Genomic DNA, 14103 nt, shown 5'->3' on the forward strand with positions numbered 1-14103 from the left:
ATTTTTAAAAAAATGTACAGGTCGGTTTCTGATAAATCGATAAAAATGTTGAACTTTAGCCTTATTATTCAGGTTTTCGATCACTGAAAACTTTTAGAATAAAAGCTTAAATCTCACTTTCCATGTTAAAATCTACGGTAGACCCGGCCTGTACCGGTTTGTTTTCAACTTTATTTTTAGACTACATTCAAAATAAAAAAGAGTTAAAGCAATTTTATCAGGAGTTCCCTGAGCTGAAGCATTTTAAAAAGATCTTAGCAGATAGGACTTTTGATCCCGAAAGAAGGGAAATCCTGGTGAGGGTTTTGAAAGAGCAGTACACTGGTTTTGAAGCATCTCAGGTGAGCAGCAATATCGAAAAGCTGAAGCAACCCAATACCTATACCGTGACCACCGGACACCAGCTGAACCTGATGACCGGCCCGGCCTTTTTTATTTATAAAATCGTTTCTACCCTTTTACTGGCAAGAAGGCTTCAAGAGAGCTACCCGGAATTCCATTTTGTTCCTGTATATTGGATGGCCAGTGAAGATCATGATTTTGAGGAAATAAACCATTTTCATTTTGATGGGAAGGATTATCGCTGGGAATCAGAACAGCAGGGGCCTGTGGGTGAGTTCATTCTGGACAAGTCTATCAGGGACCTGATCCAACAATGGGATTTTTTGCCTGATTTTTTTAAGGAAGCCTATACCAATAGCAAATTCCTGAAAGAGGCGGTTAGAAAATACGTGCACCACTTATTTGCCGACCAGGGTTTGGTGATTTTGGATGCCAACGATGTGGGATTGAAAAGATCTTTCCTGCCTGTTATTAAGGATGATCTGTTTTCCCAAAAGGCCAATGAGCTGGTCAATCAGCACAACGCTGCATTGGAAGCAGAAGGTTACAAAACCCAGATATTTCCCAGGGAGATCAATTTTTTTTACATGGAGCCAGGCAGAAGGGAGCGCTTGATTTATCAGGAAGGCGTTTTCAGTACCCATGATGGCCAAAACAAATGGACTGAAAAAGAAATGAGCCAATTGTTGGAAGATAGCCCGGAAAAATTCAGCCCCAACGTGGTCATGCGGCCCTTATATCAGGAAGTCATTTTGCCAAACCTGGCTTACCTGGGAGGACCGGCAGAAGTAGCTTACTGGTTTCAATTGAAAGGAGTTTTTGATCACTATAAGGTTGATTTCCCCTTTCTTCTTCCCAGAAATTTTGCTTTGATCATTCCGAAGGAAGTTCAGCGAAAAATAAAAAAATTGGATCTCAAACCTGAGGATCTTTTTCTATCCTTGGATAAGTTGAGAATTGACTACGTTTACAGACATGCAGAAGCCGATTTGAGCTTGTTGCCCGAAAAAGAACAACTGGAGAAGCTGTTTTTGACTATGGAGGAAAAAGCAGTCAGGTTAGACCCTACACTGGTAAATGCAGTGCGGGCAGCACTGATCAGAAGTGAAAAAATCATCGATCAGTTGGGGGTTAAATTCAGAAAAGCTTCCGAACGAAAACATGGGGATGCCATCAGACAGATTTTTGAAATCAAAGATGCTTTGTTTCCACTGGGCACCCTTCAGGAAAGGAAGGTGAATTTTCTTGAATTTTACCTGGGGGACAATCATTTTATTGACAAGCTGTACAAAACATTTGATCCTTTGGATTTTAATTTTATAATTTTGCAGGAGGATGGAAGTGAAGAAAGCGCTAAGGAAGGCTTTTAAGGCCAATAGGGAAGCATTGGGAGAAAAGGAGCGGGAATGGCGCTCTCAAAAAATCACCATTCAGGCCTTGTCTTTTTTGAGCAATTTTCCGGAAGTGCAGCATGTGCATTTGTTTTTACCGATCAAAAGACTGTATGAGATCAATACGGTATTATTATTGCATAGGCTTTTTGATAAAGGGTATCAGGTGTATGGCTCCATAACGGACAGGTCGGCGAAAAGACTTGAAACGGTGCGGTTTTCCCCCAATACATTTTTCCGGGAAGATGAAATGGGCATACCGGTCCCTGAGCATCCTGAATATGTAAATGAGGAGTTGATAGATTTGGTATTTGTACCTCTTTTAGGGGTGGATGATAAAGGAAACAGAATTGGATATGGCCTGGGTTTTTATGACCGGTTTTTTTTGAATCTAAGGAAGGATGTGCTGAAGATCGGATTATCCTATTTCAGGCCCGAAGTCAGTTTGCCCAAAGATCCGCACGATATACCGCTAAATGCTTGCATATTTCCAGATGGTTATGAAATTTTTAATCAATAGTTCTCTAAATGATAGTTTTATGGTAAAAAAATCAATGATTGTAGTTTTTACCCTCCTTATCGGATTGTCTCTGATGAATGAGGGCAATGCCCAAACCTATGCCACAGGTGTTGGCCTAAGGGCAGGTGTCAGCAATGGGTTGACGGTAAAGCATTTTATCCAAAGCGATGTTGCCCTGGAAGGTATCCTTCACACCCGCTGGAGAGGTCTGGTCATTACCGGATTATACGAGGTGCACAAAAACATCCGTGAAGTAAGGGGTTTGCGTTGGTTTTATGGTGGCGGAGCCCATATTGGAAGCTGGAATAGTGGCAATCCCCCTCCACCATGGGCAGATTCTGGTTACAGAGGTTCCACGATTGTAGGGATTGATGGGATCATTGGTCTGGACTATAAGTTTGACGATGCGCCGATCAATTTATCCCTGGATTGGAAACCCGCATTCAATATTATCAATGGAGGAGGTTTCTGGGGAGATGAGGTGGCCTTATCCATCCGGTTTACATTTTAAAATCATAAAAAAACCGCTGAAATATATATTCAGCGGTTTTTTTATGATTTCTTTATTCCTGCGGGACCAGTTTGATCAACAAACCCGTGCCCTCGGTAACGGCATAAATAAACCCCTCGGGACTTTGTGCCACATGCCTTACCCGGCCAATGTCCTGCAACAATTTTTCCTCACCTGCATAGGTATCACCATTCAGTTCTACCCTGGCAATATGCTGGCTTTTTAAGGCCCCTACCAATAGGTTTCCTTTCCACTCAGGATACCTGTCGGAGGTGACGATCATGGAACCGCAAGGCGCAATGGAAGGCCTCCAGAAATGTATGGGCTGCTCCATACCCGCTTTCACGGTGTCTTCTGTGATGATGCTGTCGTCATAATCTATCCCATAGGTGATTTCAGGCCAGCCGTAATTGTTGCCTTTTTCAAGGATATTGATCTCATCTCCCCCTTTTGGACCATGTTCTATACCGAAAATCCGGTCATTGGCACTGTCATAAACAAGTCCCTGCGGGTTTCTGTTGCCATAGGTCCAGATAGAAGCCACAGCATCCGTTTCGTTTACAAATGGATTGTCTTCGGGAATCCGGCCATCATCATGTATCCGATGAATTTTTCCATGTGAATTTTTCAAGGTCTGGGCATTTTCAGGATTGCTTCCTCTTTCACCATTACTGAAGTAAAGGTAATTGTCCTTATCAAAAATAATTCTACTGCCAAAGTGTCTACCCCCTTCTACAGCAGGAGCTGTAATGATGAGATCTTCTTTATCTACCAGTGAATTGCCCTGAACCCTGGCTCTCATGATGGCTGTGGCACCCCCGCCTTCCACCGGCTTGGCATAGGAAATGTAAACCCAACCGTTATCTGCATGTTCGGGATGAGTTTGAATGTCGAGCAAACCGGCCTGGTTCACCTCATGGACTTCCGGTACTCCTGTTAATTTTTCTCCGGTATACTGATCTCCTTTGAATACAAGGATCTCCCCTTTTCTTTCCGTGATCAGCAAAGTGCCATCAGAAAGCCAGGTCATTCCCCATGGGTTTTCCAATTCCTCGTAAAGGGTATCTACCTTAAAGGTGAGTTTCTCGGAACTGATGGCAAAAGGATCGGGAGCTGCCTTTTTTTCTTCCCCCGATTGGCAGGCAGCCATCATGACAACTGTAACTAAAATTAAGGTTATCTTACTTATTTGTTTTCTTTTCATTATTATTTGTTTTTAAAAAAGCGAATATACTTAATGATCAGTAATTTGTTCTGTTTTTTCATCAAAGTTAAATGGCAAAAGAAGGGGATATGTAAATGTGATTCGCCATTTACACAGCTTTTACAAACTGAGGGCCTGCCCTAGTGTTTTCCCTAAAAGACAAAACACACAAAAAGTAGTTTTAACATCAAAATTTTGATTATGAATCTTTAATAATATAAAATATTGTGCTTCATATAAATAAAAAAATTTTGTATTATTTAATTTGAATATTAATTAGTTTTATGTTTTTGGAAGTTGTTATTTTTTATACTTTTATGTCTGAAAACCAACGCATACCATAACATTAAACCTTACAAAATCTCAATTGACCTGCTCAAAAGTAGTGTTCATCGAAAATTATTATTTGACGTGATAATATTTCTGAATTTAGGGGTATCAAAGAACAGCAGCAATTGAAAATTTTAAGCAGTAAGCTATTTAATAAGACAAAAATGAAAAACAGCAAAAATTTTACCGGGATAAGGTTGATTATTTTTTTAGGATTGTCAATGGGGATTTTGGTGTCCTGTGTTGATCAACCCATAGAAGGGCCCGTTGGGACAGGTAATCCCCAAGACATTGAACATCTTCAGGCTTCCAGTTTTTTTGATTGGAAGACGACAGAACAGGTGACCGTATTGGTAAAGGGATTGTCCGCGAATATAGACATTAGCCGGACCCTCACCTTTGAAACCGAAAACGGCAATGAGTTTTATGCCGGGGTGCAGCAGATGGGAGCAGATTTTGAGATGACTTTTGATTTGCCTGCTTATGCTAAGGAAGTTACCATGATATATGGTGCCATTGAAAAAAAGGCGGAGATTTCCAATAAGCAGGTTTCTTTTGACTTCATTATTGACAGGGATAATGATGACATTGAACCCTAAAGCAGAAACTTGATTCTTCTAAGAGATTGTTTTAAATATTTTTAAAAATTCAGATCATGAAAAAAACAGCAATATTAATTTATATAATGGGCTTGATTGCCCTCCCTTCATTGGCACAGGAAAATACAGTAGAATTAGATGCGGAGTGGGGAGATAGGGATGAATATTTCGCAGCCTGCTGGGGCATGGGAGCTGTAACTACAAGTGATAACAGTGGCACCCTGATTTCCGGGGATTACAGTCTAAGAACCAATCAGGTAACCAATGAGTCCAATACCGCTACCTGGATTAAATCACCCTGGCTGACACTTGAAGCAGGAAATATTACTTTTAAAACCAGGCTTGACGGTAATGCCGGAGGCAACAGAAGTATCTTGATGCAGGTAATCTCATTCGATGCCGAAAATGAAAGCACCGGAGAAGGAGATGTAGAAAAATTTGACACTTTTGACTTTCCCAATCCTATCAACAAGCAAACGGAGGTTCATGAAGTGACTGTAAATGTACCCGCAAAATATATCGGTGAAACGGTCAAGGTCTTTATTAGTTTTGTTGGCTCCGGGGGGACTGCCAGAATAGGAATGGATGAGCTGGTTATTCCCGGAAAATATGCCTCTGACCCTTCTGAAAGTTGTTTGCCGGTAAGCCAAATGAAGGATACTGATGGAGACGGAGTTGCCGATGAGGAGGAAGTATTTCCTGAAGATAAATACAAGGCTTTCAATAATTATTTTCCCGGGCCTGATTTTGGAACCCTGATGTTTGAAGACTTGTGGCCGGCAAGGGGAGATTACGATTTTAATGATCTCGTAGTGGATTACAGGATCAATAGAATTACGGATGCAAAAGGACATGTGGTAGAAGTTGTAGTGGAGCTTTTGACCAGGGCCGCCGGAGCCGGGTTTAGCAATGGGTTTGGTATAGAGTTTACCGGTTTGTCTCCCGAAAAGGTCATAAGAGTAGTTGGTACCAAAACCAAATCAGAATCCATCCACAAGTTTGCAGAAAATGGCCTGGAAGCAGACAATGAATTTGCTACCATCATTCCTTTTGATGATGTGGACCTGGTCCTCACACATCCCGGGCAAGGGGCATTGGGAATCAACACAGACCCTAAATTTGGTTTTCAGGAATTAAAATTGCAAACCATCGTGATCACACTTAAAGAGGATGGTGTGACGCAAGGAGCGGGCCCTACCAGCCTGGCAGATTTGGGAATGGAAAATTTCAATCCATTTTTAATAGTCAATCAAAATAGAGGTATTGAAGTGCATTTGCCGGGCAAGAAGCCCACAAAGCATGTAGATGAATCTATTTTTGGCACCAAAGAGGACGGCAGTACCAATGGGGCTGACAGTTATTACCGAAATAAAGAAAATGGTTTACCCTGGGCAATGAATGTGCCTGTAAGCATTCCTTACATGATCAATAAAGTTCCTATTACCAAAGGATACATCCGGTTCTTCGATTGGGTGGTATCCGGAGGAGAGTCTCATACGGATTGGTATCAGGATGGAGGGGAAAACCGGAATGATCAGTACATGTTGAATGCACAATTAGAGGAAAATATTGTTCTTGTTCCGACAAGGCCCCGGGGAAGGGTTCCGAGGTAATGCGCTAAATCATTTTAGAATAAAGATCAGGTATCTCAAAGGATTACCTGATCTTTATTTCTAATTTATCTGAGATACAGGCCAATTGTGGTGCCATTTCTCAGAAGAGATTGAAATCGTTTTTTGTTGTTTAGTGATAAAAGAACTATTTTAGCACTACGATTATTTATTTTGTTTATAGATTAGGAATAACAGCGGGTTTTTAATAGAATTTTCATGGGATATTTAACTTTGGGCAGGCAGCTTGTTTTTTTTAACAGGTTTCTGCCGATGATGACAATGGCTATTTTTATTGTTTTTTTCAGCCATGCTCAGGTTGTCAGGGTCACCGGGGAGGAAAACAATATCGAGATCCAGCAGGTAAACTACCTGATCGAAGGTGAGGAATTGATTCAAACTTCTCCGGAAGGCAACCAAAATCCCAGTCCGGATGATGTGCCTGTCATAATAAGTGGGATTCAAATTGAAGGGGATAAGGTCATTTTTGCGACCACGAGAAATCCTTCAGTGGCAAATCCCAACCCTGCCATTGGAAGCAATGAAATAAGGCCAGATGCCATTCAAATCGTTCGATCCGACAATGCCATTATTTCACACAGGGACCCGGAATTTTTTAGTAACCTGGAAGCTGTAGTTTCTACCCCTGATATCCGTTCATATTGGGATATCAATTCTCAACCCTCTATTCCCAGGGGAGATCAATTTGTGGATTTGATCTACAGCGACCCGGTAGTGACATCCGGTTTTCTGCTGTACACAGAGCGGAATGGGAATTCTCCAACAGATTTCATCGCTCTTGGCAGGGATGGAGAGCCAATTGAAGGTGCCAATACTATTGAGGTAAGAGGTTATCAATGGACAACAGGCATTCACCATGTGAGCAATGTCCCGGATCAAAATCAGGAGATGGTTTTGTTCTCCCCCTCCCTATTCGAGTCGAATGAGCCTATCTTTGGCATTCGTATTATTGCGGTTAATGAACCGGATGGCAAACTGGTATTCTTTGTCAATGCCATTTCGGCCACTCCTGATTTGGCAGAACGCATAAATAGCGAGCTGGGAGGGGATGCCGTTCTGAATATTTATGACAATGATGAATTGAATGGAGCTGCACTAAACCCTATTGATGTACAAATGGAGGTTTTGGAAGACTTTCCCTCGGGTACCGCTGTTTTAAATCCCGATGGCACGGTGGATGTTCCTCCTAATACAGCACCCGGCGTTTATACCCTTACTTATGAAATAAGCACGGGCAGCGAATCGGACCAGGCAGAGGTGACGATTGAAGTCATAGAATATAAGCCTGAGGCATTTGACGATGCTGCCGAACTGGAAAATAGTTTTGCGCAGGACAGTTTGTTGAATGTGCTGGACAATGATATGTTGAATGGCCTTCCTGCATTGATTGAAAATGTAAATCTCAGCACGGTAAGTAATGAGGCTCCGGGTTTTATCCTCCTCACGGAAGATGGGTCAATAGATATTTCAGAAGGCATTCCTTCCGGATCCTATACCCTGGTGTATCAGATTTGTGATGCGGCAGATCCGGGCAAATGTGACCAGGCCGAAGTCAGTATTAGGGTGGCCCCAACCCTTTTGATTGCGGTAGACGACAATTTCGGAAACGTGAACCTCAATCGTGGAGGGGTAATTGGTGATCTGGTCGCCAATGACCTGTTGAACGGTGAACCCATAGAGGAGGGAAGAGTGGTTGTTGAATTATTGGATGCGGACGGGTTGACTGGCCTCAGTTTGACTGCTGCAGGTGAGTTATCTATTCCTGAGGGCCTGCCCAATGGAAACTATGAATTGCTGTATGAATTGAAGGAGACCATTAATCCAGGCAATTCAGACCAGGGTACCATTATTTTTTCCCTGCTTGATATACAATTGGAAGCCAATGACGATGCGGCAGTGACCAACCAAAACCAACCTGTTACTATCAATTTGCTGGAAAATGATTTTATCAATACCGGCGAATTGCTGGTTGAAACCCTGGTGATTACAACAGATCCGGTTAATGGCAGTATCGTTCAGAATGCCGATGGTTCGGTCAGCTATACCCCGGATGTAAACTTTTCCGGCTCGGATAGTTTCATGTACGAAATTTGTGAGAATACCGATCGCCAATTTTGTGACCAGGCTATGGTTAGCATTACCGTAAGGCCTATTCAACTGGAAGTTTCTAAAACTCCCGATGTGACAGAAGCGTCCATTGGAGGGATAGTGACCTATACCATTCAATTGACCAACAACTCTGACTTTGATCTGGAAAATGTTCAGGTAACAGATATACTTCCTGAAGGGTTGATGTTTTTATCTGCAGTTCCTGAGCAAACAGAAGATAACCTATGGGTAATTGAAAGAATAGCTTCGGGAGAGGCTTTCAATATCGATTTGGAAGTCATGGGTTCTAGCTTGGGTGAAGTGGTGAATATTGCAGAAATCAGCATAGGTGATTATGAAGACCTGGCTCAAGCCGTGCCTGTATCCATACTGGCCCGGCCAGTGGATATTAGTATCCTAAAAACTTCTTTTGGAATAGCTATTTACCAGGGGAATGAATTTGAGTATGAGATCAGGGTAACCAACAACGGAGATGGTCCAGGTGAAGGGATTACGGTTCAGGATGAATTGCCTTCAGGTCTGGCATACCTCGGTTTTACAGGAGATGCAGATCCTGCAGTCACAGGTAACACCATCAGCTGGACAATTTCCAGCATTGGAGCAGGTGAAGAAAAAGTTTATCGCATCAGGGTTCAGGCCACAAGCCCTGGTACCATCACCAATAGGGTAACGCTTCAGGTGCCGGAAAACCAGGAGAATGTTTCCCTTATTCAGGAATCTACCGATACCAATCAGGTTAATACCTTCTTTATTCCCAATGTGATCACGCCAGGTACCCTGGATGGAAAGAATGATACATTCGAGATAAGGGGAATTGAAAGGTTTGCACAAAGCTCCCTGACCATTTTGAACAGGAATGGTGACCATGTATTTGCTTCCGAGGATTACCAAAATGATTGGGCTGCGCAGGGTTTAAATGCAGGTTCCTACTACTATGTATTGGTCATTACAGACAGTATGGGAGATGCCCAAACCTATAAGGGATGGGTTCAGGTAGTAAAGTAATTATTTTGTGTTAATCGGGATCGTTTAAATTGGAGATCAATGAAAAATATTTTTAGAGTTTTTGGATTTTTGGTGGTGTTGAATGGCCTGGGATTTGGCTTAACAGAAGCCCAACAATTGCCTCAATTCAGTCAGTACATGTTCAATGGATTGCATATCAACCCTGCTTATGCAGGCTACAAGGGTGAGCATTACATTCAATCCACCTATCGGAGTCAGTGGGCAGGATTACCGGGAGCCCCTACTACCTTTACGGTAACCGCAGACCTGAGTGCCAATGAAGGTTTGATGGGGTTTGGTGCTTCCATTCTTGCTGATGAGCAGGGGCCGGCCAAAACCAATTCCGGTTTACTGACCTATGCCTACAGGATTCAAACAGGATCTGCTTCCTTTTTGGGATTTGGGATCAGTGGGGGTGTTACCGAATATGCCATTGATGGTTCCATGTTTAATCCCAATGATTTTGACGACGGAGAAATTCCAGAAGGCAGAATCAACTTATTTACCCCAAATTTAAATACGGGAGTATTTTTCCACAGTCCGGATTTTTACGCTGGTTTTAGTGCATATAACCTGATTGGGCGGAAATCACTCGAGGATGAGGCCGTAGCCCTTGTCTACCACAATGTGCATTATTACCTCACAGCAGGGGGATTGCTGCCCTTATCCGAACAGGTGCAGTTCAAACCTTCCTTTCTGCTAAGAAATGGTGGTAGTGGCCCGAGCAACCTGGATTTAAATGGTATGTTTTTGTTTATGGACAGAATCTGGGCCGGAGCATCTTATCGGACCAACCTTAAAATAGGACAAAACGATTTGCCCGAGGGTTTGTCCTCAAGAAATGCCGTGGCACTGATCCTTGAATTGTTCGCAACGGAAAAACTCAGGTTGGGTTATGCCTATGATGTGCAGACCAATGCTTTCAGTGGCTTAAGGAACAATTCACATGAAATTTCCCTTGGCTACTATATTTCTCCAAGAAAAGTGAATATGAACAACCCAAGATGGTTCTGAATATGAAGAAGATTTTTATTTATTTAATTCCGGTGTTTTTGTTTGGCCTGCTTTCAGGCAGCGCCACTGCCCAAAGTGGATTGTTGCGCTATGCTGACAGAAAGCTTGCAGAGGAAAACTATTTTGAAGCTGGCCAGGGATATGCCAATGCCTATGCCAAAAAACCTTCTTTTCAGGCTGCAAAGGGAGCTGCATTGGCTTTTGATGTTTTAAGAGATTATCCCAAAGCTTACAACTGGTGGGAAAAGGCAGTCACTTTTGCGGAAGCGGATGACAAGGATTGGTTACAATATATTGCTGCTGCCAACAGGGCTGGTGAAAAGGATGCTGTTTTTATGGCATTGGATTCCCTGGACGAGGAGCAGAACGGGGCCATCAGAAACCTTCAATTGGATTCTTTAAAATATTGGTATGGTTCAGAAGGCAATGCCGGGCTCAAAAGACTGGACCGGATCAACAGTTCAAGTACCGAATTTGGTTGGGTAAAGGACCAGCAGGGAAGGATATATTTTACCTCAGACAGAGGGGGTGAATCTGACCGGAAGAAAAAAGCTTTGCGGATTGACAAGAGCTATAAATACTACAACAAATCCTCAGATTGGACAGGAAGGGATTACTTAAGTATTTACCGCATGGATACCGATGGAACGGTATCTCCCTTTGAGGTTCCGGTTCCCGGGGTATTTCATGCCTCAGATCCCTATGTTTTGCAAGAGCAGGATATTATTTTTTATACAGTCACCAGGGATATCAGGCGGTCCAAAAATTATGAAGTCCACTCGGAGCTGTATTTCAGCAGGCTGGATGCAGCAGGCAAGCCCGTTGACTTTAAAGGCCTGCCAATTAATGCTCCTCTGGAATACAGTATAAAAAGTCCTTTTGTTGACGAAAGCAATAAAAGGTTATACTTTTCTTCAGACATGTCTGGTGGACATGGAGGCTTTGACTTGTACTACATGACTTATGGAGAAAATTTTGAATTTCAGAAACCAGTTAATCTGGGACCTGTAATTAATTCTGCCGGCAACGAAATAGATCCCTTTATTCAGGATGGAAAATTTTACTTTGCCTCTGATGGACATCCCGGGCTTGGGGGACTGGATATTTTTGCTTCCGACAGGAACAACGATACCTTTGCCGGAGTAAAAAACATGGGCTTACCTTACAATTCACCGCAGGATGACTTTGGATTTTTCGAAACGGCAGAAAACAGGGTTTTGATTTCCTCAAACCGACCAGAAAGCAGCGGATGGGATGATATTTTTGAATTGGAAACTTTGTATAAGGATTTCCAGGCATTGGTTTTGGCTTGTGACGGAGAAAAGGTATCAGGTGCCTTAGAGGTTTCCTTAACGGAGGGCAATGATAAAATCAACATTGGTATTGATCAAATTGGGGATGGCATGCTTCAGGCCGAAATGGCTCCCGAACAAGACCATGAAATCCAGATCAAAAAGCAGGGTTATTTTGCTGTTCAGGACAAGGATTTGAGTACCAGGGGACTGGCCTCAGGAAGCCTGGAGAAGACCTATCAATTGGTTAGAATCCCTTACAACACAGCTGTATATGTAGATCTGGTATATTACAACCTGGATGAATCGGCAATAAGGGATGATGCTGAGGTTTCTTTGGATAAGGTGGCAGACTTGTTAAAATATTATTCCTTTTTAAATATTGTTGTTAGGTCTCATACAGATGCCAGGGCAAGTGAAGCTTACAATGAGGCCCTCAGTGAGAAAAGGGCGGACGCAGTAAGGGACTATTTGGCGGAATTCGGGGTAGCCAGATCCAGGATTGAAGCAGAATGGATGGGAGAAACTGAATTGGCCAATGATTGCGGTGATGGGAATCCCTGTCCTGAAGATCTTCACCAATTAAACAGGAGGACGGAATTGCTCCTGCTGGCATTTCCGGAAGAAGGAAAGGCCTATAATATGCCCCCTGAATTGCAAGGTGTGGATCTATGCGATATCAGCAACATTCAATTGCCGGAAGAGTTGCCTACCATTTATTTTGGTTTTGATCAAGCGGAGCTTGATGTTGCCGACATGATGGCCCTGGAAAGGGTGGCATTAATGTTGAAAAACATGATCAACAGGAGATTGGCCATAATGGGACATACAGACAACAGAGGGTCAGCCGAATACAACGAAGCATTATCTAAAGAGAGGGCTTTGGTGGTGAAAAATTACCTGGAAGGCAGGGGCATCGCCTCTGATCGGTTGGTGTATGAGTTTTTTGGAAAAACAAAACCTGTGAACGATTGTGATGAACAGCCCTGCAGTCCTGATATGCACCAACTAAACCGTCGAACGGAGCTGATCCTGCCCAGCATTCCCAAGCCAAAGAAAAATTGGTCTAAGAAAGAAGGACAGTAATCGAAGAATAAAAAAGGAGCTTTCAAAAGCTCCTTTTTTTGTTTAATTAGCCAAGAGTATTTTCGTTAACTCCAGGCAAATTTGTTGTTTTTAATACCCTTGAAAGGATTCTGAATTCTATTTTTACCAACTGCTATGGCTTTTTTACCCTTAACTGGTTAGGGATTATTTTTGACTTTTTTCGAAGTCTTCAAATATTTTTGATCGTTTTTATTATTCCTTCACCTTAATTACGGAGTTAGTTAATTTAACCTTTTCCCCCGGGTATATTTAGCATTTTAAGAAAAAGGCACACCTCTTAACTTTTTCCGAAAGATGCATTAAAACTGAGTTCGAATTAAGATCGTCAATAAAAACCAATTGAATCGTCACTGCGAACCCTTTGTCGTGGGTATAGGCGCTGGGAAAGGATGTGGCAGTCTCGTTTGGCTAGAGATTCCCAGGGCTTTCACCGCTCAAAACCCACTATATGCCTCGTAATGAGGGTTTTTTTTGTTATTCCAAACCTTCCTGGTTTCCGGCTCAGGCTAAAGCAATACTTAATACCAATCCAGAATTATCAAATTTAATTTGGAAATCATTAACCGGAAAAGTAAAAAGCGGCAGTCTTGACAGACTAAGTGATTGTCAAAGAATTTGAATGAATGGAGAATGCTTTTTGAACGACTGGTTAAGTTTAAATAGTTTTATAAAAACTTTGATAGATGAAAAAAATGATAGTAAAAAACACAATGAGTTTTGGGTAAGGAATAAAATTACAGTTAAAGTTAAAAATTAGGAATAAGAAATGGATTAGATTTAATATAAAGAACAAAATAAAAAAATGGCTATTGTAGTTTAAAAATGAACCCTAATATTAAGTGGTTATCTAAAATAAATTAAAAAGAGGTAAAAAAAATAACTCAAAAAATAGTAAATACATTAAATTAGAATGAATTAGGTTTAATAAATATCCGATAGAAAGTAAATATTAAAAAAAAATTAAAAAATTATCGAAGAATAAAAATTAAATAAAAAAAGAATTAAATTAAAAAATAATAAAAATATAATAAGATAAAATAAATTAAAA

General features: G+C 41.7%; 9 protein-coding genes. 8 read left to right on the plus strand and 1 reads right to left on the minus strand.

Annotated features, from left to right (window positions below; translation table 11 throughout):
* Positions 1-122: 122 nt before the first annotated feature.
* From bshC to HUJ21_RS21695, 3 genes are read left to right on the plus strand one after another with little or no spacing between them, the layout of a single operon-like run.
* Positions 123-1712, plus strand: coding sequence for a bacillithiol biosynthesis cysteine-adding enzyme BshC (bshC, locus tag HUJ21_RS21685; RefSeq protein ID WP_291372784.1), 1590 nt, complete (start codon positions 123-125; stop codon positions 1710-1712).
* Positions 1678-2253, plus strand: a complete 576-nt coding sequence (locus tag HUJ21_RS21690; RefSeq protein ID WP_291372785.1) for a 5-formyltetrahydrofolate cyclo-ligase — start codon at positions 1678-1680, stop codon at positions 2251-2253. Before bshC ends, HUJ21_RS21690 begins: the two co-directional genes overlap by 35 nt.
* 19 nt (positions 2254-2272) lie before the next feature.
* Positions 2273-2764: a hypothetical protein gene (locus tag HUJ21_RS21695; RefSeq protein WP_291372787.1), complete on the plus strand. Its 492-nt coding sequence runs from the start codon at positions 2273-2275 to the stop codon at positions 2762-2764.
* A 52-nt stretch (positions 2765-2816) separates the two neighbouring features.
* Here the strand turns inward: HUJ21_RS21695 and HUJ21_RS21700 are convergent, their stop codons facing one another.
* Positions 2817-3968 carry a PQQ-dependent sugar dehydrogenase gene (locus HUJ21_RS21700; protein WP_366483788.1) on the minus strand — a complete coding sequence of 384 codons (1152 nt, stop codon included), beginning with the start codon at positions 3966-3968 and terminating at the stop codon, positions 2817-2819.
* Between the two features lie 494 nt (positions 3969-4462).
* Here HUJ21_RS21700 and HUJ21_RS21705 point away from each other — a divergent pair, with 494 nt between their 5' ends.
* From HUJ21_RS21705 to HUJ21_RS21725, 5 genes are all read left to right on the plus strand, one after another.
* Entirely contained in the window at positions 4463-4897 is a 435-nt protein-coding gene (locus tag HUJ21_RS21705; protein WP_291372788.1) for a hypothetical protein, read from the plus strand.
* A gap of 56 nt (positions 4898-4953) precedes the next feature.
* On the plus strand, positions 4954-6510 hold the full coding sequence (locus HUJ21_RS21710; RefSeq protein WP_291372790.1) for an LruC domain-containing protein: 1557 nt from the start codon (positions 4954-4956) through the stop codon (positions 6508-6510).
* 216 nt (positions 6511-6726) lie between these two features.
* Positions 6727-9642, plus strand: coding sequence for a gliding motility-associated C-terminal domain-containing protein (locus HUJ21_RS21715; RefSeq protein WP_291372792.1), 2916 nt, complete (start codon positions 6727-6729; stop codon positions 9640-9642).
* A gap of 39 nt (positions 9643-9681) precedes the next feature.
* Positions 9682-10656: a type IX secretion system membrane protein PorP/SprF gene (locus HUJ21_RS21720; RefSeq protein ID WP_291372793.1), complete on the plus strand. Its 975-nt coding sequence runs from the start codon at positions 9682-9684 to the stop codon at positions 10654-10656.
* A 2-nt stretch (positions 10657-10658) separates the two neighbouring features.
* Positions 10659-13034: an OmpA family protein gene (locus tag HUJ21_RS21725; protein WP_291372794.1), complete on the plus strand. Its 2376-nt coding sequence runs from the start codon at positions 10659-10661 to the stop codon at positions 13032-13034.
* Positions 13035-14103: the final 1069 nt, after the last annotated feature.

Origin of the sequence: Cyclobacterium sp. (genome assembly GCF_014762705.1) — a bacterium.
Classification (GTDB): Bacteria; Bacteroidota; Bacteroidia; order Cytophagales; family Cyclobacteriaceae; genus Cyclobacterium.